This window comes from Xanthomonas sacchari, assembly GCF_024266585.1.
Taxonomy (GTDB): domain Bacteria; phylum Pseudomonadota; class Gammaproteobacteria; order Xanthomonadales; family Xanthomonadaceae; genus Xanthomonas_A; species Xanthomonas_A sacchari_C.
Map to the genome: position 1 here is coordinate 4,568,796 of NZ_CP100647.1, position 21,628 is coordinate 4,590,423.

Sequence of the window (21,628 nt, forward strand, 5' to 3'; positions counted from 1 at the left end):
TGCGGGCTTACCCAATCGCGGAGCGCGGTGCGTCGCGGAGCGATGCGGGCAGCGTGGCGTCGCGCGCGGGCAAGCCGGCATACAGCGCGGCCATCGCCAGTGCCGCGTGCAGCGAGAACGCGTAGAACGGCAGGTAGAAGTCGAACACGCCCAGGCCCAACAGCAACAGCAGCCACATCGACGCCCAGCCACGCACGCTGGTACTGCGCAGCAACGGCGCCCACAGCGCATACAGCAGGCCCAGGCACGCCAGCAGCCCGCACAGCCCGGTTTCCGACAGCACCGCCAGCAGCGCATTGTGCGCATGCAGTTCGCCGCGATCGAAGCGGCCGCCGGTGTAGTCCGGCACCAGGAACTGGAACACGCCCGGCCCCAGCCCGAACCAGGGGTGGCTGCGCCAGGCCTCGAGCGCGCCGGCCCACAGGTAGGTGCGCCCCAGCGACACCGCGGTGAGCGTGCTTTCGTGCACCGCGCTGGTCATGTCCGCGTAGCGCTGCCACAGCACGAATCCGACCAGCGCCAGCAGCACCAGCAGCGCGCCGGCAGCCGCGCGGCGGCGCGGCCGCGTGGCGCCGCGCCATGGCCACGCCCACCACAGCAGCAGTGCGCCGACCGGCAACAGCGGGTTGCGGACCTGGGTCAGCGCCAGCGCCAGCACCGCGCCCAGCAGGGCCAAGCCCAGCGCAAAGCGCCCCAACGCGCCGTTGCGCCAGCCCTGCAGCACCAGCGCGGCCACCAGTACCGCGCTCGCCGCCAGCAGCGCCGGATGTTCGTACATGCCGGAGATCCGCGGCAGGTACTTGAAGCTGTCCTCGGCATGGAAGACCAGCGACCCGCGCAGCGCCGGCGGCCAGTGCAGGCGCACCGCAACTCCCAGCGCCAGGTTCCACCACAGCGCGATCAGCGCCGCCAGCGTCGCCGCGCGCGGCCAGCGCGGGCAGGCGAACGCGAGATTGAGCATCGCCCACAGCGCCAGCAAGGCGGTGGCGTAGCGCACGGCGAACCTGAAGGCCAGCGCGGGGTGTGCGGACGCCAGCACCGACACGCCCAGCGCCGCCAGGCATGCCAGGATCGCCAGCAATGGCCGACGCAGGATCGGCGGCAGCCCGTGCCGCCACAGCGCCCACAGCGACACGCCCAGCGCGAACGCGCGGATCGCCATCGAGCCCAGCGACAGGCCCCCGCCGAAGTAGCGGCCGGTCAGCACCACCTGCTGCAGGCAGAACAGCAGGTACACGCATAGGCACGCCGCGACCGCCAGCGGCTGCGGCGCGCGCGCGCCGGCGGCGGACGCGCCCGTCGCCGGTGGGCTCATGCCGGTTCGCGGATCGCCGCGCGCGCGCGATAGCGGCGGCTCAGCCGCGCACGCAGCAGCAGGAGCAGATACAGGAAGTTGGTGCGGACGTAGCGCCAGCCCAGGCGCCGCGGCTCCAGCGCCAGCCGGAACAGCCATTCCATGCCGAAGCGCTGCATCAGCAGCGGCGCGCGCGGCAGCATGCCGGAGAGCACATCGAACGATCCGCCGACACCCATCGCCACCGCCACGCCCAGCTCGGACCAGTGCCGCTGCAGGAACAGTTCCTTCTTCGGCGAGCTGATGCCGACGAACAGGTAGCGCGCGCCGGAGGCGCGAATCGCCGCCACCACCTGCGGTACCTCGGCCTCGCCGAAATAGCCGTCGCGGGCGCCGACGATGCGCAGCCCCGGCGCGGCCGCACGCAGGCGCTCGGCCGCGCCCGCCACCACCGCCGGCCGCGCGCCCAGCAGATACACCCCATCCCCGGACTGCGCGGCCTGCGCGCACAGGTCCTGCATCAGGTCGATGCCGGCGCGCCGCGGCGGCGGCGCCACGCCCATCCAGCGCAGGCCGATGCTGATGCCGCTGCCGTCGATATGCACCAGCTCGGCCTCGTCCAGCGCCGCGCGCAGCGACGCCTGCGCGCGCGCATCGATCAGCTTGGCCACGTTCAGGCCCTCGATCCGCAGCGGCGTGCCGCCGGCGGCCGCGGCCTGCGCCCGTTGCAGCAGGTCGGCAGGCGCGAGCAGATCCAGCGGGCAATCGAAGAAGCGCAGACGCGGGGGCGTGGGATTCAAGGGGCAGGCTCCTGGACGATCAGCGCATCGTACAGCGCCAGCACCTGCGGCCGAATGCCCTCCCAGGTGAAGCCGGCCTGCACCGCTGCCACCACCTGCGGCGCGACGCGCTGCTGCCGCAACGCCGCCACGCGCGCGGCCAACGCCGTGGTGTCGCCCAACGGGTACAGCGCCGCATGCAACCCCAACGGCTGCAGGACCGCGCGATTGCCGGGGATGTCGCTGGCCACCACCGGGCAGCCGAGCAGCAGCATCTCGATCAGCACCGTCGGCATGCCTTCCACCGCCGAGGGCAGCACGAACGCCTCGGCACCTGCGGCCATCGCCGCGACCTCGGCATCGCCGACGAAACCATGGAAGCGCACGCGTGCGGCCACGCCGTGCGTCTGCGCGAACGCCTCCAGACGCGCACGGTCCGGCCCGCGCCCGACCAGGTGCAGCACGGCCTGCTCCATGCCCGGCAACGCCAGCAGCGCGATCGCGTCATGCAGGCGCTTCACCGCATCCAGCCGGCCCACCGAGAGCAGCGCCGGCGCCCCGTCCAGCGCCGCCGCGGTAGCCGGGGCCGGCGCCAGCTCCGCCGCCAGCACCGCGTTGGGCAACAGCAGCGCGCGCGTGGCCGGCATTCGCCGCGCCTGCAGGTAGTCGCGCCAGTAGGCCGACAACAGCACCACGCGCGCGGCGCCGCGCAGCAGCGGGCGCTCCACCAGCGCATCCCAGACGCGCTTGCGCAGCCGCTTGCCGAGGCCGCGGGCATCGTCGTAGTAGCAGTGCGGCGTATACACCACGCGCTTGCCGCGGCAGCGCGCCAGCAGCGCCGCCAGCGCCGCGATCGGGGTGCGCGCGCCGTGCACGTGCACCACGTCGGCCCACCCGACGTGCGGCCACAACCCGGACGCGGCGACCGCGACCGCGGCATAGTCGGACCTGCCCGGGTCTTGCGCCGCCGGCGCCGCCACCCGCACCGCGTGCCCGGCCTGCGCGGCCAGCACCGCCAGGCCATGGATGTGCCGGGCCACCCCGCCGCCGCCGCGGTGCGGCGCGAAATCCTTGTACACGTGCAGGATGCGCACGGCTCAGGCCTCCGCCGGCACGCCCGGCAGCGGACGCAGCACGGCGCCCTGTGCCTGCGGCCGACGCGCCCGCGCCTGGCACTGCCGCAGCACGCCGCCGAGCAACAGCCAGAAGCCGCCCGCGCCGGACACGGTCAGGGCGTTGTCCGAGGACACCAGCGTGGTGGTCATGCCGCACAGCAACCAGAACGTGGCCAGCGCCAGGCGGTCGTCGTGCTGGCGGTAGGCGCGCCACAGGGTGCGCAGGCACCAGCCGATGAAGCCCAGGAACAGCAGCGCTGCCGGCACGCCCATCTGGTAGGCGATGCTGAACACGGCGCCTTCGCCGCCGCCGAGATCGGTCAGCCCCTGCCGCGCGGCGAACGCGCCCTGGCGCCCCAGGCCGCCGCCGAACAGCGCGACCTGATGCAGGTCGGCCAGATTGCGCTGCAGCGCCCACCAATGGCCGATGGTGGAGCCGTCGCGGAACTGGATCGACTGCACCACGATGCCGTAGGAGGCGGCGACGATGGCCAGCAGCACGACGCCAGCCAGCGCGATCCGCGCCGGCGCCGAACGCACCACGCCGCGTGCGGTCAGCAGATAGCCGAGCACCGCGACGATGCCGGCCAGCATCGCCCCGCGGGTGCCGGACATCCAGATCGCCACGAACAACCCGACACAGGCCAGCGCCGCCCGCCACGGCCAGCGGCGCTGCCACAGCGCCAGCGCCGCCAGCGCGGCGGTCACCAGGAACTGGCCCTGCGCCAATGGCGCGGCGAGCAGCCCGCCAGCGCGGCGCGCATAGTCTTCGCCACCGAAGAAATTCCACGGCAGGCCGGTGTCCGGTTCGGTGTCCTGCGGCAGCACGCCCTTGACCTGCTGCATGTAGTCCGGCAAACGCACCTGCCGCACCCAGAAGTCGGTATGGGTCAGATCCCAGGCGCCGAACAACGCACTGGCCACGCCCAGCCAGACCAGGGTGCGGGTGGCGGTGCGCAGGTCGCGCGGCCGCGGCATGCCGCCATACCCGGCCAGCACGAACAGCACCGGCACCAGCACGACACCGAACGATCCGAGCACGATGCCGGCGGGCAATCCGTGCATGTAGCCGAGCGGCGCATAGGCCGCCGCCAACGCGCCGAAGGCCAGCACCGACAGCAGCATCGGCCGCGGCATGCGCACGGTCAGCAGGCACAGCGCGGCCAGCCCCAGCACCGTGGCATCGCGCAGCGGCCGCAGCCAGGTCGCCTGCGGCACCGCGCCGCCGGCGTACAGCCAGGCCACCAACAGGTCGCCGAGATGGATCCACAGGATCAGCAGCAGCAGTCCCAGCCGCCTCATGCGGCCTCCTCCACGCGCTGCGGCCAGTGCGGGTCGCTGGCGAAGGTCTGGCGCAGCCACTGCGCCTGCGCCGCCAGCAGGCGGCGGCGCGCCGACGAATCCGTGCACAACTGGTCGATCAACGCACATAGTGCAGACGCATCGTCCACCTGCGTTGGTGGACGCCCGACCGCCAACGCGTCCAGCGAGGCCGTCGCCGGCCAGGCCAGGCCGATCACGTAATGGCCGCGGCAGGCGGCCTGCAGCAGCGCGGTGGAACAGAAACCGACCACGATCGTCGGCGCCGCGGCCGCGGCCGCGTCCAGCAGCGCATGCGGCGGATGCCGGCAACAGCCGGCCAAACCGGGCACGGCATAGGGATGGCCGCCACGCACTTCTTCCGGATGCAGCAGGATCTGCAGCGCCGGCCGGTCGCGACCGGCCAGCGCCTGCGCCAATGCCAGGAAGTCCGCCGCCAGCGCGCGGCCGTAGATCGGCGTGTGCGTCTGCGAGACCAGGTACAGCGCCGCCGGCACCGGTACCTCGGTGTCGGTCCCGGCCGCTGCGGCCGCATCGGCCTGCGCCTGCGCGGGGCCATAGGCCAGCGCCTGCGGCGCCACCCCATGCCGCGCGAACGCCTGTGCGCTGCTCGGCCCCCACACCAGATGCCGCTGCGCGCGCACCGGGAAGAACTCGTCGGTGGGCAGGCCATGCTGCACGCACACGCGACGCCAGCCGGGCCCTGCCGCCTGTTGCGCGGCCACCGCGTACAGATCGAAGTCGTTGTGCAGCAGCAACGTGGCCTGCCCATGCGCGGCCAGCGTGCGCGCCCAGGCGCCGCGCCACAGGCGCTGCCGGAACACGCAGCAGCGCACCAGCCAGGGCGACAGCGGCGCCGTGCCTGCCGATGCCCGCCGCAATCGCCAGGCGCCGGCGGCGTGGCGCCAGGCGACCGCGGCCGGGCGTGCGGGCAGGTCGCCGGCGACGCGGCCGCGCAGGCGCGGATGGATCAGCACGCTGCAGGCGATCCCGCGCTGCGCCAGATCGGCCACGCACGGCGCCAGCGCCCCCCAGCCGTTGGCGCCGGGCAGCGTCGCCAGCGCCACCCAGGCGGCCAGCGGTGCCGGCGCGCGTGGCAGGCGCCAGCACAGCCAGGCGTCGCGCAGCGCGGCCAGGAATCCCCGCAGCAACGCGCCACGCCCACGCCGGGCCAGGAAGTAGAGCTCGTGGCGCGCCGCCGCGGCCTCTTCGCCGTAGTGCGCTTGCAGCGCCTGTTGGAACTCAGCGAAGCGCATCGCGCATCGCCTCCCGCACCTGCCGGCGTCCGCGCCAGCGTTGCACCTCGCCAGGCAGGCCGGGACCGAACGCGCGCACGATCGCACGCTTGAGCGCGCGCCGCAGCCGATCGCGCAGGCCCCAGCGCACGCTGTCCAGCCGCGCATCGAGCCGCCTCACGTCCTCGGTGCTGGCGATCGCCAGTGGGCTGACGCAGGGCTGCGCGGGACGCCGCACCTCCATCCACAGATTGTCGGCCAGCACGCCGCCGGCCGGATGCGCACCGCACTGCACCGCCTCCAGCCCGGCGCTCAGCGCCAGCCGCTGCAGCACCGAATCGGAGAAATAGCTCAGATGCGCCGGTTGCACGTAGTTGCGCGAGCGCCAGTCGCTCATCACGTCGGGCACCTCGATCCAGGCGCGGCCGCCGGGCGCCAGGATCCGCACCAGGGTCTGCAGGAAACCGCGCGGATCGGGCAGATGCTCCAGCACGTGGAACGCCACCACCGCATCGACGCTGGCATCGGGCACCGCCTGCAGGTCCGGCACGAACGTCACGCGCGCGTCGCCGAGCAGCCGCGCACGGTGGTCGAGATCGGGTTCGATCGCCCACAGGTCCAGGTCCGGACGCGCCGCCGCGGCGGCGCCGAGGAAGGCGCCGAAGCCCGAGCCCATTTCCAGCAGCCGGGCGCCGGTCGCCAGCTGCGGCGAAATCCACTGCAGCCGCCGCTGCGCGATCGGCAGGTCGCCGCGCCAGGCGAAGAAGCGCGCTTCGCTGCGCCATGGCGCTTCGGCCGGGAACAACCGACGGTAATCGTGCGCATAGAACCGCGCCAGCGTCTCCTCGGTGAAATCCGGTGCCAGATAGGCCGCCGCGCAATGGCCGCAGCGACGCAATTCCTGGCCGGTGCCGGCATAGACCTCCGGCCACACCGCGCGCTGCCGCGTGGTGGCGCCGCAGCAGCGGCAGGCGCCATCGTCGGCCGCCAGCTCCATCGGCGCAGGTCCGAGCCTAGCCATAGATGCTCCGATACCACAGCGCGACCGACACGGCGAACCACAGCGTGCTGTGCGCCTCGCCACGCTGCCACTGGCGGCGCAACGCCGCCAGGTCGAGGAATTCGCCCAGTTCCGGCGGCAAGGCCGCCAGGATCGGCTGCAGCGGCATGCGGTCGACCAGGAACTGCTCGGCATGGCCGAACCCGGTGCTCTTGCGCTGGCCGACCAGGCGTTGCGGCAGGACGCCGGCGAAGGCCTGCCGCAGCAGCGCCTTGCCGTGGTAATCGCCCATGCGCCGGTCCGCCGGCGTGGCCAGTGCGCGCTCCACCACGCGGTAGTCCAGGAACGGCGCGCGCACCTCCACCCCCGAATGCATGCTGTTGCGATCGGTCATGCGCAGGATCATCGGCAGATTGGTCGCCAGCACGTCGGCGCGCAGGCGCGCCTGCACGTCGCCGCGGCGATCGGTCTGCAGCGCCCGCAAGCGTGGCGCCTGGTCGTGCCACAGCGCCGCCGACATGCTGGCCACGCTGGGCCGGTGCCGGCGCAGCAGCGCCCCGAGCGGACCCGCCGGCAGATCCCAGGCCAGGCGATTGAGCAGCAACCGCGGATCCACCGCGCCGCTGCCGAGCAGGCGCGCCAGGGTCGGCAGGCGCAGGCCGCGCAGCGCGCTGCGCGCGCTCAACGCCAGGTACAGGCGGACGTAGCCGCCGAACAGCTCGTCGGCGCCCTCGCCATTGAGCACGACCGTGTAGCCGGCGTCGCGGATCGCCCGGTACATGCGGAAGCTGGCCAGGATCGACGGGGTGCAGAACGGCTCCTCCTGCGCGCGTACCAGCTCCAGCAACTCGTCTTCCGCCGGGATCGCGTGCGCGCGGTGCACGCGGTGGCGCGCCGCCTCGCCCCACTCGGCCATCAGCCCCGACGCGGCCACGACCTCGTCGAAGCGCGCCTGCTCGGCATCGCGGTAGCCGTAGGTGTAGGCGCCGGCGAAGCAGGTGCGCGGCGCATCGGCGGCGCTCAGGCTGAGCCGGGTCAGGATCGCGCTGTCCAGCCCGCCCGACAGCAGCGTCACCGTGGGCACGTCCGAGCGCAGGCGCAGCCGCGTGGCGTCCTCGAGCAGCGCCTGCGTCGCCTCGGCATCGAGCGACGCCACCTCGCCCGGCAGCGGCCAGCGGTGGTAGCGATGGCGGCGGCTGTGCCCGTCCGCGGAGACGCGGTACACCCAGCCGGGCGGCACCGCGCGGATGCCGGCATAGAACGTCTCGCCGCGGTGATCGGACAGGCCGGCGACCAGGAAATCGAAGATCGCGCCGGGATTGGGCGGCGGGTAACCGCCCAGCGCCGCGGCGATGGCGCGGATCTCGCTGGCCAGCAGCAGTTGCCGGCCGTCGTGGTGCAGGTACAGCGGCTTCACCCCGAGCCGGTCGCGGCAGTAGATCAGCTCGCCGCTCGCCTGCTCCAGCAGCACGATCGCCCACATGCCGTTGCAGCGCGCGAACAGGTCTTCGCCCCAGGCGCGCCAGCCATGCAGGAGCACCTCGGTGTCGCTGTCGGTGCGGAAGCGATGGCCGAGCGCTTCCAGCTCGCAGCGCAGTTCCAGGAAGTTGTAGATCTCGCCGTTGAACACCACCACGTTGCCGGTCTCGGCGCAGCGCATCGGCTGCGTCGCCGCTTCGCTCAGGTCGAGGATGGCCAGGCGGCGGTGCCCCAGCGCGGTCGGTACCGGCTGCAGCGCGCAGACCAATCCCTGCGCATCCGGCCCACGCCGGGCCAAGGCGGCCAGCGCGCGTTCGGCCTGCGCCTGCAGCGCTGCGCCGTCGCCGAAGCGGCGCAACGCGACTATCCCGCACATGCGCAGCTCCTTGAACGTACGCCGCGGCGCGGCACGACAGCGTCCCTCGATGACGGCGTCACGCCGCACGCTCCGGCGCGGGCGCGAACAGGCTGCGCTGGCGCCACGCCGTCCACAGCGCCGGCAGCAGCAGCGCCGCCGCCAACGTCCAGCCGCTGCGTCCGCCGCAGAGCGAGGCCGCCAGCAAGGCCGCGAGCAGCGCCGCAACGCCGCCGCCGTTGAGACGCAGGCCGCACAGATGCAGGCTCGCGGCAGCGATGCCCAGCAGGCACAGCAACCGCCCCCACAACAGCAGCTGCGGTGCCGGCCATGCCGCAGCGGCCAATTGCAGCAAGACGCTGCACAGCACCCCGATCAGCAGCAGGCGCAACAGCGCACGTTCGCGATGGCGCCCGATCAGCAGCGCCGCCAGCACGCTGCTGAGCAGCACGGTGGCGCCGCCGGCCAACACCGGCGTCGCCCACGGCAACCAGGCGCGTTGCGCGGCGGTGCCCCATGCCGCGGTCGCCAGCGGCAGCAGCAGCGCGCCCAGCGCCGCGCCGCCCAGCACCAGCGAGATCAGCGACTGCGCCCAGCGCTGGCCGGCCTCGCTGGCGGCCTCGGCCAGGAGCAGGCGGTTGAACTGGTTGAACACGCCGCTGGCCCCGTTCAGCAGATACCCCAGGAACAGATACACCGGCAGGAACCCCGGCGCCACCGCTGCCAGCAGCAGCGGCGTCAGGCGATCGTGCAGGATGCCGACGATCCCCATCAGCGACAGCTGCACCGCCGTGCCCAGCAGGTGGCGGCCCTGGCCGCGCTGCGGCCACAGCAGGCGCAGCGACGCGGCGAACACCGCCAGGTTGAGCAGCGCCTGCGCCAGATAGCCGATGCTTACGGCGATGCCGGCACCGGCGGCGCCGCCACCGCCCGGCAATGGCCGCAGCAGCAGCCAGGCCAGGATCGCCACCGGCATCGCCACCTGCTGCACGGCGAATCCCGCCAGCCGCCGCCCCTGCGCCAGCAACGGCGCCGAGTAGCCGACCAGGCCGAAGACGGTGGCCGGCAGCACCGCCAGCACATAGCCGAAGCCTGGGCCATGCCACTGCCAGGACCAGCCGGCCGCGACGACCCAGGCCAGGTCCAGCACCACGGTGGCCAGCAGCCGGTGGCGCAGCGCCTGCCGCCACCGCGTTTCCCAGCCCGGCGTCGCCGGATCCTCGCGCAGGAACAGCGAGGCATATCCCAGATCGGCCAGGAACAGCACCGTCGTCAATCCCAGATGCGCCAGTCCCACCTCGCCATAGCCGTGCAGGCCGAACTGGCGCAACAGCAGCCATTGGAACAGCAGCGCGCAGCCCTGCCCGAGCGCGTACAGCAGCGCGCCGGAGACGAAGCCCGCGCGCATGCGTGCGGCCGCGCTCATGGCAGGGCGGACGATCCGGCAACCGGCGCATGGTCTGCAGTGACGCCGGTGGCAACGGCCTGCTCCGCTGCCAGGGTCCGTCGCAACGCCTCGCGCAGGGTCCAGCGCGTGCGCCAGCCCAGCACCGCTCCCGCCTTGGCCGGGTTGCCGAGCTGGTGTGCACGATCGTGCGGACGCTGCCGTTGCGGATCCACCTCCACGTGCGGGACGCGGCCAAGCAAGGTGCCGAGTTCCGCCACCAGTTCGCCGACCGAGTGCTCCACGCCGGAACACAGGTTGAAGACATCGTAGGCCGGCTCCGCCCGCGCGTCGTCGAGCAGCGCCAGCAGTCCCGCCGCGGCATCGTCGGCATGCAGATAGTCGCGCCGCGGCTGCAGGTTGCCCAGCCGCACCTGCGGCGCCGGCGACGGATCGGCAGCCAGTTGCGCCAGGATGTCGGGAATCAGGTGCGCGTTCGGGTCGTCGTGGGCGATGCAGTTGAACAGGCGCGCCACCCGGCCGCGGCGCCCGCTGCCGCGCGCGCACCACAGGCGCAACTGGCCTTCGTTGCAGAGCTTGGACAGCGCGTAGTTGTCGCGCGCCTCGGTGGGGCTGCCGGCTTCGTCCAGCGCCTCCTGGCCCCAGGCGTACACCGCCCCGCTGGAGGCGATCAGCACCTGCTGCACCTCGGCCTCGGCGGCAGCGTGCAGCACGCTTTCGGTCCCGACCACGTTCACCTGCAGGCAATGCATGCGCTGCAGTTCGCAGGTCGGGATATGGTGGACCGCGGCCAGATGCACCACGGCCTCGGCGCGGAAGTCGCGCAGGCACGCCAGCACCGCCGCGGTCTCGCGGACGTCGGCGACCGCGGCGAGGTGCAAGCCGTCGGGAAATGCCATCCCGCTGGACAGATCGTCCAGTCCGGCCACCGCATCGCCACGCTGTAACAACGCGGCGACCAACCGGCGACCGATCATGCCGGCGGCACCGGTCACCAGCACCCGTTTCACAGCCGCTCCTGCACGCGCGGCGGCGCATCCTCGGGCAGCAGGCGGCGGCGCACTCCGGCCGGCAGCCACGCAAACAGCGGATCGCGTTGCGCCGACCAGGGTGCGGACGGATCGCGCAGGCGCCGGGCCGCGACATAGATGCCAAGCCCCAACGACATCGCCAGCAACGAACCAGCGAACACCACGGCGGCGACCAGCAGCGGTCGCCGCGCCGGCACCGGTACCGTCGACAGCGCAGGCAGGGCCCGGTAACGCACCTGTTGCGACCGGCCCAGTTGCTGCGCCAGGGTCAGGTCGATCTCGCGCGCCACCTGCCGGCGTACCGAGTCCGTCTCCGTCTCCGCGCCATCGGCAAAGACCGCCGTGCGGCATGCCTGCAGCCAGGACGCGAGCGCCTGGCCCGAATACAGCGTGGGTGCGCGCCGATCGGCGCACACGAGGAACCGCTGCTTCCAGTCGAGTTGCTCGAGTTCGCGCTGCCCCTGCCGCAGATTGGCCCGGGTTTCGGTGATGGTGGCCTGCAGCGCCACGATCTGCGCCAGCGGCGAGAGATACTTGCCGCCGCCATCGCCGACCGAGACGACCGTGTTGACCTCGCTGCGCCGCAGTTCCGGATAGCGCTCCAGCAGGGCCTGCATGTCCGCGGCCTGTTGGGTGCTCTGCTGGATGGCGAACTGTTGCTGGATCTGCGCGATCTGCAATTCCGGCCGTTTTTCCCGGGTTTGCTGGCGCATGCCGTCCAGCGCATCGCGCAGGCCACCCCACAGCATCGCCTGGCGCACGTGTTGGGCGATCGCCTGCAACTGCCGCGTGGCGGACGCATCGTCGCGTGCAATCAGCGTCACTTCCAGGCCTAACGCACCGACCGTCTTCGGATCGATATTGACCTGCTGGCGGATATCGTCGCGTTCGACCGCGCTGCGGTACTGCACGTGCGTCTGCCAGTAGCGCGGCTGCTGGAACTGCCGCTGCACGCGTTGGCGCAGTTCCGCCGGCAATGCGGCAGCCGCCACCGAATCGGCGACCAGTTGCCGGTCCGAGAGCATCGGCTGCAGGCGCCGCCACTGTTCCAGGGTCATTTGCGGCGTGTCCAGCAACGCGCTGACGCTGTAGAGCGGTCGCAGCGCGACCAGCACGGCGGCGGCCAACGCCAGCAGCACGGCCACGGGAATCAGCAGGCGGCCGAACTGCCGATAGAACCGCAGCAACTCCAGCACCAGGTCGCCCAGGGACGCATCGTCGCCACGGTCACGCACATCGTCTCTGCCAGGCATCGGATCCATCGCCGTGTTCGGATACAAGGTGGGCACCAGCCCGGCACGGAGCCGCGAGCGACATGGCAAGGCCTCCCCGGTCGGCCTGCGGCTGGATGGGCAGGCACTGTGCCACACGGGTCGCGATGGCGGCAATGCGCACGCACGTCAGGCCTGCGCTGCCGAGCCGCGGCGCAGTCCCAGCCACAACGTCGCCGCCAGCACCGCCTCGGTGGCGATCGTCGCCATCGCTGCGCCGCGCGCGCCGTAGTGCGGCGTCAGCAGCAGGTTGAGCGCCAGGTTGGTCGCGGCCGCCAGACCGGCGCCGATCATGTAGCCGCGCTGGCGCTCGAGCGCGATCGCCGTTTGCGTCAGCACGTAGTTGGGCAACACGAAGACGAAGGCGACGAACAGCCACCCCACCAGCGGTCCGGCCGTAGACCGGTACGCCTGCCCGTACAGGAGCCCGACCACCCAGCTGCCGAGCGCGACGCCGGCGATCGCCAGGACGATACCGGCCAGCGCCGCGGCGGCCAGGCTACGGCGCTGCAGACGCTGCGCGGCCGCGGGATCGGCACGGGTCAGGCGCAGGCGCCGGAAGAACAGCAGCGCCACCGGCGCAGCCAGCAACAGCACGCCATCGAACAGGCGATAGGCCGCGGCATACTGGCCGACCTCGGCCGGCGACACCGCGCGGTGCAGGATGACGATGTCGCTGCGTCGATACAGGCAGGTCGCCAGATCGATCCACAGGAAGCCGGCCGCGGCGCGATACACCGCAACCTGCGGCCGCCAGCGCGGCCGCTCGTGCAGGTCCCGGCCCAGCAGCGCGTACGCCAGCAGCAGCCCCACGGTCCAGGCCGCGAACACCACCTCGGGACGGGCGCCCAGCAGCAGCACCGCCAGGACGATCGACAGCGCGCTGAGCGCGCGGGCGCCGACCTGCCAGCGTGCCTCGCGGCGCCACTGCCCGGCGCCCTTCAGTTGCGCCGAGACCAGTTGCGACAGGGTCACCGCGGCGAAGCACAGCACCGCCCAACCCAATGCCGGATCGCCGCTGCCGCGCGGCAGCAGCAGCACCGCGCCCACCAGCGACAGCGTCGCCAGCAGCAGATGCCCGCGCGCCAGGCCCGGCAACGCCGCCGCGGCCCCGGCCAGCGCCGCACTGGGCGCCACGCGCTCGCGCAGCACCAGGGTCCGCATGCCCGCATCCTGGGCCAGCGCCAGCAAGGTCGCCAGGTTGAGCAGATAGGCGTAACGGCCGAATCCGTCCGGTTGCATGCTGCGCGCCAGCCACACCGACAGCCCCAGCGAGACCGCCGCCACGCACAGGATCGCGCCCCATTGCGCGGACAACGCACCGGCGCCCGTGCGCCAGGCAGACCGGCGGAGCCCGCTCATCCGCAGCGGCCGGCAGCGTGGCCGCTCATGCCGCGCCGGTCCATGCCGCGGCCACCTCGTGCCAGCGCCCTTGCGCACGCACCCGGCCCTGCTCGAGCACCACCACCTGGTCCGCGCGTTCAAGCAAGGCGAGCCGATGACCGATCACCACCACGGTCAGATCGCCGTGCAAGCGCTCGATCGCGGCACGGATGCGCGCTTCGTTGTCGTGATCCAGCGCGCTGGTGGCTTCGTCCAGAATCAGCAACGCCGGCCGTTGCAACAGCGCGCGCGCCAGCGCCAGGCGCTGCCGCTCGCCGCCGGACAGGCGCGTGCCGCGATCGCCGATCACGGTGTCCCATCCCTGCGGCAGCGCGTGCACGAACTGCGCCGAGGCCCGCTCCAGGGCCAGGTGCAGCGCTGCCGCATCGGCGTGCGGCGCGGCCAGCAGCAGGTTGTTGCGGATGCTGTCGTTGAACAGGAAGGTGTCCTGCGACACGTACGCCACCGCGTGCCGCCAGCTGCGGCGCGCATGCGCATCCAGGGCCACCCCGTCGATCTCCAGTGCGCCCTGGTCCGGGCCAAGCAAACCGCACAGCACATCGGCCAGCGTACTCTTGCCCGCGCCGGAGGCGCCGACGATGGCGGTGGTGGTGCGCGCCGGCAAGACCAGCGAGATCTGCTGCAAGGCCGGCGCCTCGCGCCCGGCATAGCGCACCTGCACATCGCGCAAGGCGATCTGCACCTGGACCTGCCAGTCGATGGCACGCGGCGGCAGCGCCGGCTCGGACCACTCGCGCGCCTGCGCCAGTTGCCGCTCCACTTCCAGGAACGCAGGCACCGTGTGCAACCAGTACTGGTGCTGCTGCTGCACCACGTTCAGCAATGGCAGCAAGCGCGCGAACATCACCACCAGGATCAGTAACTCGGTCAGCGGCAGATGCCAGACCTGCAGACCCAGCAGCACGTAAGCGGCCAGCAGGACCGCGGCGGCACTGTGCAGCAGGGCCTTGGACAGCGCCAGGCCCGAAGCGAAGCCCACCTGCAGGTCGCGCACCGCCGTCGCATCGCGTTGCACGACAGCGCGATAACGCGGCTCGGCCCCCAGGATCTTGGCCAGGCGCAGTCCGGCCAGGCTGTCGTGCAGGCCGGCATGCAGGCGCTGTCGTGCCTGGGTCAGCGCGCCTCCCAGCCGCAACACGCGGCGGCGGCGACCGAGCAGCAGCACCAGCAGCAGCGCACCCGCGACGACCGTCGCCAGCGCCAGCGTCCCGGCCAACACGAAGGCCGCCAGCAGATAGACGACGGCCGTGGCGAGGGATGCGAGCATGAGCAGTGCATGGCCGAGCCCGACCCCGACCCGCTCCACTTCGGTCAACATCAGGCTGGCATGGTCGCTGCTGCGCTGGGCCACCAGCCAGCGCCATTGTGCCTCCAGCAATGCGGCGAAACTGGCCTCGCGCAGGCGCTCGGCCACGTCCTGCTGCAAGTGCGCGGCGGCGCGCTCGCGGGCGTACTGGATGGCAGTGCGCAACAGCACCAGCGCGCAGAACAGCGCCAGCAGCGGCAGCGGCGCACCGGGTGACAACCCGAGCGCGCCCACGGCGTCGCCGACGGCATGCGCGACCGGACCGCCACGGGTCGCCTCCCCGCCCTGCAGCGCGCCGAGCAAGGGCACCAGCAACAAGACGCCGATGCCTTCGCTGGCACCGGCCAGCAGCATCAGCATGCACACGCCGAACAGACGACCGCGCGGCGCCCATCCCAGCAGCCGCGACAAGGCCCGCCATGCCGTCATCGCCGCGTCTCCGCCGGCACCACGAAGCAACCGACCCGGGCAAAGCGTTCCACGCCGCCACCGCCGGTGACCCGCACGGCCCCCGCCAGCACCCAGGCATGCGCCTGCAGCGACGCCGTTCCCGACGCCCGCGCCACGCCGAAACACAGCATGTGCGGCACCCGGAACAGGCCGAGCAGGCAACGCGCGCTCAGCGCCTGCGCCAGGCAATTGGACTGCCACGGCGTATGCCGCGCCGCCAGACGCAAGGTCCGCCCGATCTGGATGGCACGGCGGTGCGCGCGCGCGTCCAGCGTCGGCGCCGGCGGCGGCTCCGCCACGGCGCGTCCCAGCCATGGCGCCAGACGGCGAAATCCCAGCGCCAGCACCGCCGCACGCGCCACGCCCAACAGCGCCCAGGCCGGCAGCAGCAGGCAGCGTTCGAACCGGGGCAGGCGCAGGAAGCCGCTCAGGCCGCCAGGCATGCATCTTCCCGCTGCCGCAGGCGCGCGGCGCGCACAGCAGCGCCCTGCGCGGCGACGCCCACCGAACCGACGCGGTGTACTGTCGGCAGGCGCGAACGCAGAAGCGGCGACACGACGGACATGGGCGATACCTGCGCAGAGAGGACGACCGCGGGAACCGGCGCAATCGACGCCGCGGCGCGTTGCCGAGCGGCCATGGCGCAAGCGCGGACGCGCCAGCCTAGCAAATGTGTCCCGCGCCTGGCACGCCGGCGCCGTGGCGCGCGAGGGGCCTGCGCTACAGCCGGCTCACGCTGCGGATGCGGATCTCGCTGCTGTCCACGCCGTGGCGTTGCGCCGCCTGCGCGCGCAGGCGGCACAGCAGCCGCTCCGGGTCCAGCGGCGCCGGCTCGGCCCAGGTGTGGGCCAGGGTGCCCCAGGCCACGCGCTGGCCGAAGCTGTAGGCCTCGTAGTCGGCCAGGTAGTGGCGCGCGCGCTCAGGTGCCGACGTGGACATCGCCTTCGTAGCCGTTGCAGCCCAGGTGTTCAAGCGCGATCGACAGCGCCAGCGCGTAGCCCTGCGCGCAGTAGCCGCCGACCTGGCCCAGGCGCTGCCCCGATGCGGCGCACAGGCAGGCTTCGCGGCGATCGCTGGCATCGTCGTGCACTTCCACGTAGGGCCGACGCAGGTGCGCCACCGCGTCGGCGGTGACGGCGCTGTCCGAACACGCGCCCGGATCCAGCAGCAGCATCTCCACGCCGGCCTGGTCGGCCTGGGCCAGCGCCTGCAGCAGTTCGCGCTCGCTGGCGCAGCCGCGCACGGCCAGGGTCTTGCCGGCGCGCCCGGCATGGGCGAGCAATTGCCGCATCACCGGCGGAGCGATGCGCGCCGGGCGGCCGCGATGGCCGGCCACGCAGTCCGGACCACGGAGCAACAGGATCGACATGGCGGCGCCCTCAGTTGGCCAGCGCCGCGCGCGCGCCGAGCCGGCGCTGCGCCACGCCCAGGGCGATCGCGTAGCTGTCGGCGAGCGCGCCGTTGGCGATCACCGTCAGCAACGGCGCGTGCCGCGGGTGCAGCAGCGGCTCCAGCGCCTGCGCGCTGGCATCGTGCACCTCGATGTACGGGTGGCCCAGCGCCTCCAGCGCCGCGCACAGCTGCGCGCCGTGATCGGCCAGCTCCGACGCCGGCAACTCGCCGGAATCCAGCAGCACCAGTTCGGTGCCGTCGCACGCGCCTTGCCGCAGCCGCGCCACGATCTGCGCGGCATCGGCGCAGGCCACCGGGACCACCTGCGCGGCATGGGACGCGGCCAGACACTGCGCCGCGGCGGTGGCCGACGCATCGCGATGCGGGCCCTGGATCAGCAGAATCGACATGGAACACATCCAATGGAGAGGACGGGGCGCAGTCTGCGCGCGCGCCGCATAAGCGTTCCATGGCAGAAGTGGGCCTGGGGCGTAAAGCTTGCGTAAGGGGGAATCGGGAATCGGGAATGGAGAATCGAGGAGCGCAAGCCAGGAAGGTTCGGCCAACGGTGCGCCGCTTTTCCGATTCCCCATTCCCCAATCCCGATTCCCGGCTTTATGCGATCATCCCCCGCTTCCCGCCGCCGCCCGGACTCGCCCATGACCCACTCCGCCCTGCGCCGCGATGTCGGCCCGTTCGCCCTGATGCTGACCGGCCTGGGCTCGATCATCGGCTCCGGTTGGCTGTTCGGCGCCTGGCGCGCCGCCGGGCTGGCCGGCCCGGGCGCGATCTGGGCCTGGGTGCTGGGCGCGGCGATCGTCACCACCATCGCCCTGGCCTATGCCGAACTGGGCGCGATGTTCCCCGAGTCCGGCGGCATGGTCCGCTACAGCCACTATTCGCACGGCTCGCTGGTCGGCTTCATCGCCGGCTGGGCCAACTGGATCGCGATCGTGTCGGTAATCCCGGTGGAGGCCGAGGCCTCGGTGCAGTACATGGCGTCCTGGCCGTGGCAGTGGGCGCAGGACCTGTACGTGCAGCAGCCCGGCGGCGCCGGCGAGCTGTCGGTCCCCGGCCTGTGCATCGCCGCGGTGCTGGTGCTGGTGTACTTCCTGCTGAACTTCTGGAGCGTGAAGCTGTTCGCGCGCTCCAACAGCCTGATCACCGTGTTCAAGCTGGTGGTGCCGGCGCTGACCGGCGTGGCGCTGATCGCCAGCGGCTTCCACAGCGAGAACTTCAGCGTCGGCCTGCACGGCGGCAGCCACACCATCGACTTCGCCGCGGTGCTCACCGCGGTGGCCACCGCCGGCATCGTGTTCAGCTTCAACGGCTTCCAGAGCCCGGTGAACCTGGCCGGCGAGGCGCGCAATCCCGGGCGCAGCATCCCGTTCGCAGTGCTCGGCTCGATCGCGCTGGCCACGGTGATCTACGTGCTGCTGCAGGTCGCCTACCTGGGCGCGGTGCCCCCGGACCTGCTGGCCAAGGCCGGCTGGCACGGTATCGACTTCCGCTCGCCGTTCGCGCAGCTGGCGATCATCGTCAACCTGCACTGGCTGGCGATGCTGCTGTACGTGGACGCCTTCGTCAGCCCCAGCGGCACCGGCATCACCTACACCGCCACCACCGCGCGGATGATCTACGGCATGGAGCGCAACGGCACCATGCCCAAGGTGCTGGGCCGGGTGCATCCGACCTGGGGCGTGCCGCGCCCGGCGATGTTCTTCAACCTGCTGGTGTCCTACCTGTTCCTGTTCTTCTTCCGCGGCTGGGGCACGCTGGCGGCGGTGATCTCGGTGGCGACCATCATTTCCTACCTGACCGGCCCGATCAGCGCGATGGCGCTGCGCAAGCACGCGCCGGACATGCACCGTCCGCTGCGCATCGCCGGCCTGCCGGTGCTGGCCGCGGCGGCTTTCGTGCTGGCCACCGAACTGCTGTACTGGGCGCGCTGGCCGCTGACCGGCGAGATCATCCTGCTGATGCTGGTGGCCTTGCCGGTGTACGCCTACTACCAGCAGCGCGACGGCTGGAAGGATTTCCGCCGGCACCTGCGCGGCGCCAGCTGGCTGATCGCCTACCTGCCGACCATCGCCCTGCTGTCATGGGCCGGCAGCACCACCTTCGGCGGCCACGGCTACCTGTCCTACGGGCCGGACCTGGTGGTGGTCGGCGTGGTCGCGCTGGGCTTCTACTTCTGGGGCGTGCGCGCCGGCTGGCGCACCCCGTCGCTGCAGCAGGCCAGCGCCGCCTGAGCCGCGGCGGCGCTCAGCCGCGGCGCAAGGCTTCCAGCGCCCGCGACAGCAGCGTCGCGCCGCTGAAGCCGGCCAGCGCACACAGGCCTATCGCACCGGCGATCGCCGCCATGCCTGCGTAACCGTCGAGCAGCGCGATCGCCACCCCGATGCACGCCGCCGAGAACCCCGCGCCGACCAGGCCGATGCGCAGATGCGCGCGCCAGCCGCGCAGGCGCGGCCAGGCGCGGACGGCGACCAGACCGGTCAGCAAGGCCGGCAAAACGCCGAACAGGTAGGAATACAGCGCGATCCCCAGGAGCAACAGCAGCCCGACGCCAAGGTCTCCGGAGTGGGCACCACCCCAGATCGACGCGACCGCCATCATCGGCAGGCAGACCACCACGGTCCCCAGCGGCGGCCCGACAAGCGGGAACGCCACCGCCACGCCAACGCCGACCAGCCAGCGCGGCAGCGGATCGTTGCCGGCGTCCGCCTCGACCGGATCGGCCCCTTCCGCGAGCGCGCTCGGCAGCGGGTCCGAGGCCGCCTGCGAGGCAGGCGGCAACGGGCCGTGGCTCACTTGGCGGACGCGGCTTGGCGCTGCGTGGCGCTGGCGTCGCGGGTGGCGCGGAACTCGGAGTCGCGGCTCCAGTTCGGCCACTGCGTCGAATTGGCCAGTTCCTCGCCCAGCGTATACAGCACCTGCATGTCGCGCGCGGCACCGGCGAAGGTCCAGTTCGGCTGCCATTCGTCGCCGGGCTGGTGGTAGCGCTTGGCGGTGTAGTCGTCCGAGGCCGCCTTGCCGGCCGCCACGCCGCCGTCCACCCAGTCCTGGCCGGCGGCGAAGGACAGCGCCGGCACGCCGCGCTTGGCGAAGGAGAAGTGGTCGGAGCGGAAGAAGTAGCCGGCTTCCGGCTTCGGATCGGGCGTGTAGCGCAGATCCCAGCCCTTGGCCACGCGCTTGAGATCGTCGAGCAGTTCCAGCTTGGCGGTGCCGTAGATGCCGAAATCGCGCGAGGGCCCGAACGGGCTCATGCCGTCCATATTGATCACCGCCACCGTGCGCGCCAGCGGATACAGCGGCTTGGAGGCGTAGTACTCCGAGCCGAGCAAGCCCTTCTCCTCGGCGGTGACCGCCATGAACACCACCGAGCGCTGCGGCGCCGGCCCCTTGGCGAAGGCGCGGGCCAGTTCCAGCAGCGCGGCGACGCCGCTGGCGTTGTCCAGCGCGCCGTTGAAGATGCGGTCGCCCTTGGCGTCGGGCGCGCCCACGCCCAGGTGATCCCAGTGCGCGGTGTAGATGAGGGTCTCGTCCGGCCGGGTCTTGCCGGGCAGCCGCGCGACCACGTTGTGCGAGGTGATCACTTCCGACTTCACCGCGTAGTCGGCGTACAGGCGCTCGCCCTTCAGTTCCACCGGCTTGAAGTCGCGCGACTGCGCCTGCTTCTTCAGCGCATCGAAATCCAGCCCGGCGCGCTTGAACAGCTCCACCGCCAGATCGCGCTGGATCCAGCCCTCCAGCTCCGGGTGCACGGCCTTGGGATCGTCGCGGACCACGTCGAACATGCTGTTGGTGTTGGAGTTGGCGACGGTGGCCCAGCCGTAGGACGCCGGCGCGGTCTCGTGCACGATCAGCACGCCGGCCGCGCCCTGCCGCGCGCCCTCTTCGAACTTGTAGGTCCAGCGGCCGTAGTAGGTCATGCCCTTGCCGTCGAACGCGCCCTTGCCGGTCTCGAAGTCGGGATCGTTGATCAGCACCACCGCGATCTTGCCCTTCAGGTCCACGCCCTTGAAGTCGTCCCAGCCGCGCTCGGGCGCCTTGACGCCGTAGCCGACGAACACCAGCGGCGCGCCGTCCAGGGTCACCTGGCTGCTGCCGTCGAGCGCGGCGCGCACGGCGATCTGCTGGCCCTGGGTCAGGGCCTGGCGCTGGTCGCCGCTGGCGATCGCCAGCTGCGGGGTGCCGACGATGTCGGCGCGGCGCAGCGGCACCGCCTGGGTCCACAGGCGCTTGCCGTCGCGCAGGTCGCCGCCGGGCTGCAGCCCGGCCGCCTGGAACTGCGCGCTGAGGTAGGCCACGGTCTTCTCCTCGCCCGCCGAGCCCGGGGCGCGGCCCTCGTAGGCGTCGGAGGCCAGCGTCTTGACGTCGCTGGACAGGCGCTGGGTGTCGAAGGTCGGTGCGGGCGGCGGCGCCGCCAGGCAGGCGCCGGACAGCGCCAGGGCCAGCAGGCTCACGGTCGGGTGTTTCACGGAGTTCCCCTCGGTAGACACAAAGAGGACCGAGTGTAGCGGCGCCCACACCGGGCCGGGATGGGTCGAACGACCCCCATGCGTGCGCTGTCGCAAAAATTTATTGTGATAAACCGCTCAAATATGAAGCTGAACATGCTCTAATGCGGCGCTCGCGTATCGCGGGGCCGAGCCGATCCGGTGGCCCCCGCCGATCCGCGTGCCCGCCCCGGCTTCCACCCGAGCCGGGCCTGGAGTCCGTTGCCCCCACCCTCATCCTGGGCCGCTCCGACTGCGGGGCCGGCTCGCTTCCGGAGACCTGCAGAAAT

General features: G+C 72.4%; 19 protein-coding genes. 1 reads left to right on the forward strand and 18 read right to left on the reverse strand.

Features of this window, described 5'->3' with window-relative positions:
- Positions 1-7 precede the first annotated feature (7 nt).
- The 16 genes from NKJ47_RS19260 to NKJ47_RS19335 all read right to left on the reverse strand — a co-directional run bounded on the left by NKJ47_RS19260 (position 8) and on the right by NKJ47_RS19335 (position 17,246).
- Positions 8-1,315 (reverse strand): O-antigen ligase family protein, encoded by a 1,308-nt coding sequence (locus NKJ47_RS19260; RefSeq protein ID WP_254459335.1) that lies wholly within the window; start codon positions 1,313-1,315, stop codon positions 8-10.
- Positions 1,312-2,094, reverse strand: a complete 783-nt coding sequence (locus NKJ47_RS19265; protein WP_254459336.1) for a WecB/TagA/CpsF family glycosyltransferase — start codon at positions 2,092-2,094, stop codon at positions 1,312-1,314. Before NKJ47_RS19265 ends, NKJ47_RS19260 begins: the two co-directional genes overlap by 4 nt.
- Positions 2,091-3,167 carry a glycosyltransferase family 4 protein gene (locus NKJ47_RS19270; protein WP_254459337.1) on the reverse strand — a complete coding sequence of 359 codons (1,077 nt, stop codon included), beginning with the start codon at positions 3,165-3,167 and terminating at the stop codon, positions 2,091-2,093. Before NKJ47_RS19270 ends, NKJ47_RS19265 begins: the two co-directional genes overlap by 4 nt.
- Before the next feature lie 3 nt (positions 3,168-3,170).
- Positions 3,171-4,490 carry an O-antigen ligase family protein gene (locus NKJ47_RS19275; protein WP_254459338.1) on the reverse strand — a complete coding sequence of 440 codons (1,320 nt, stop codon included), beginning with the start codon at positions 4,488-4,490 and terminating at the stop codon, positions 3,171-3,173.
- A complete protein-coding gene (locus NKJ47_RS19280; protein ID WP_254459339.1) occupies positions 4,487-5,764 on the reverse strand; it encodes a hypothetical protein in 1,278 nt (425 codons plus the stop codon). Before NKJ47_RS19280 ends, NKJ47_RS19275 begins: the two co-directional genes overlap by 4 nt.
- Positions 5,751-6,764 carry a class I SAM-dependent methyltransferase gene (locus NKJ47_RS19285; protein ID WP_254459340.1) on the reverse strand — a complete coding sequence of 338 codons (1,014 nt, stop codon included), beginning with the start codon at positions 6,762-6,764 and terminating at the stop codon, positions 5,751-5,753. Before NKJ47_RS19285 ends, NKJ47_RS19280 begins: the two co-directional genes overlap by 14 nt.
- The gene (gene asnB, locus NKJ47_RS19290) at positions 6,757-8,598 is read right to left on the reverse strand and encodes an asparagine synthase (glutamine-hydrolyzing) (protein WP_254459341.1); all 1,842 of its coding nucleotides are present in this window, start codon (positions 8,596-8,598) and stop codon (positions 6,757-6,759) included. The genes NKJ47_RS19285 and asnB overlap by 8 nt, the downstream gene beginning before the upstream one ends.
- A 58-nt stretch (positions 8,599-8,656) precedes the next feature.
- A complete protein-coding gene (locus NKJ47_RS19295) occupies positions 8,657-10,003 on the reverse strand; it encodes a hypothetical protein (protein WP_254459342.1) in 1,347 nt (448 codons plus the stop codon).
- Positions 10,000-10,992 (reverse strand): NAD-dependent epimerase/dehydratase family protein, encoded by a 993-nt coding sequence (locus tag NKJ47_RS19300; protein WP_254459343.1) that lies wholly within the window; start codon positions 10,990-10,992, stop codon positions 10,000-10,002. Before NKJ47_RS19300 ends, NKJ47_RS19295 begins: the two co-directional genes overlap by 4 nt.
- Positions 10,989-12,248, reverse strand: coding sequence for a hypothetical protein (locus tag NKJ47_RS19305; RefSeq protein WP_254459344.1), 1,260 nt, complete (start codon positions 12,246-12,248; stop codon positions 10,989-10,991). Before NKJ47_RS19305 ends, NKJ47_RS19300 begins: the two co-directional genes overlap by 4 nt.
- 165 nt (positions 12,249-12,413) lie before the next feature.
- Entirely contained in the window at positions 12,414-13,601 is a 1,188-nt protein-coding gene (locus NKJ47_RS19310) for a lipopolysaccharide biosynthesis protein (RefSeq protein WP_254459345.1), read from the reverse strand.
- A gap of 70 nt (positions 13,602-13,671) precedes the next feature.
- Positions 13,672-15,423 (reverse strand): ABC transporter ATP-binding protein, encoded by a 1,752-nt coding sequence (locus NKJ47_RS19315; RefSeq protein WP_254459346.1) that lies wholly within the window; start codon positions 15,421-15,423, stop codon positions 13,672-13,674.
- Positions 15,420-15,887 carry a lasso peptide biosynthesis B2 protein gene (locus NKJ47_RS19320; RefSeq protein ID WP_254459347.1) on the reverse strand — a complete coding sequence of 156 codons (468 nt, stop codon included), beginning with the start codon at positions 15,885-15,887 and terminating at the stop codon, positions 15,420-15,422. The genes NKJ47_RS19315 and NKJ47_RS19320 overlap by 4 nt, the downstream gene beginning before the upstream one ends.
- 277 nt (positions 15,888-16,164) lie before the next feature.
- Positions 16,165-16,383, reverse strand: coding sequence for a hypothetical protein (locus tag NKJ47_RS19325; protein WP_152235729.1), 219 nt, complete (start codon positions 16,381-16,383; stop codon positions 16,165-16,167).
- The gene (locus tag NKJ47_RS19330; RefSeq protein WP_017908518.1) at positions 16,364-16,813 is read right to left on the reverse strand and encodes a type II 3-dehydroquinate dehydratase; all 450 of its coding nucleotides are present in this window, start codon (positions 16,811-16,813) and stop codon (positions 16,364-16,366) included. The genes NKJ47_RS19325 and NKJ47_RS19330 overlap by 20 nt, the downstream gene beginning before the upstream one ends.
- 10 nt (positions 16,814-16,823) lie before the next feature.
- Complete coding sequence (locus tag NKJ47_RS19335) at positions 16,824-17,246, reverse strand: hypothetical protein (RefSeq protein WP_254459348.1); 423 nt, start codon at positions 17,244-17,246, stop codon at positions 16,824-16,826.
- Positions 17,247-17,495: 249 nt separating this feature from the next.
- Between NKJ47_RS19335 and NKJ47_RS19340 the strand changes: the two genes are divergently transcribed.
- Positions 17,496-19,088 carry an APC family permease gene (locus NKJ47_RS19340; RefSeq protein ID WP_254459349.1) on the forward strand — a complete coding sequence of 531 codons (1,593 nt, stop codon included), beginning with the start codon at positions 17,496-17,498 and terminating at the stop codon, positions 19,086-19,088.
- Positions 19,089-19,101: 13 nt separating this feature from the next.
- On the opposite strand, the gene NKJ47_RS19345 is transcribed toward NKJ47_RS19340, so the two are convergent.
- Both NKJ47_RS19345 and NKJ47_RS19350 read right to left on the reverse strand, forming a co-directional pair.
- Positions 19,102-19,650, reverse strand: coding sequence for a hypothetical protein (locus NKJ47_RS19345; RefSeq protein WP_254459350.1), 549 nt, complete (start codon positions 19,648-19,650; stop codon positions 19,102-19,104).
- Complete coding sequence (locus tag NKJ47_RS19350; RefSeq protein WP_254459351.1) at positions 19,647-21,320, reverse strand: M28 family metallopeptidase; 1,674 nt, start codon at positions 21,318-21,320, stop codon at positions 19,647-19,649. The genes NKJ47_RS19345 and NKJ47_RS19350 overlap by 4 nt, the downstream gene beginning before the upstream one ends.
- Positions 21,321-21,628: the final 308 nt, after the last annotated feature.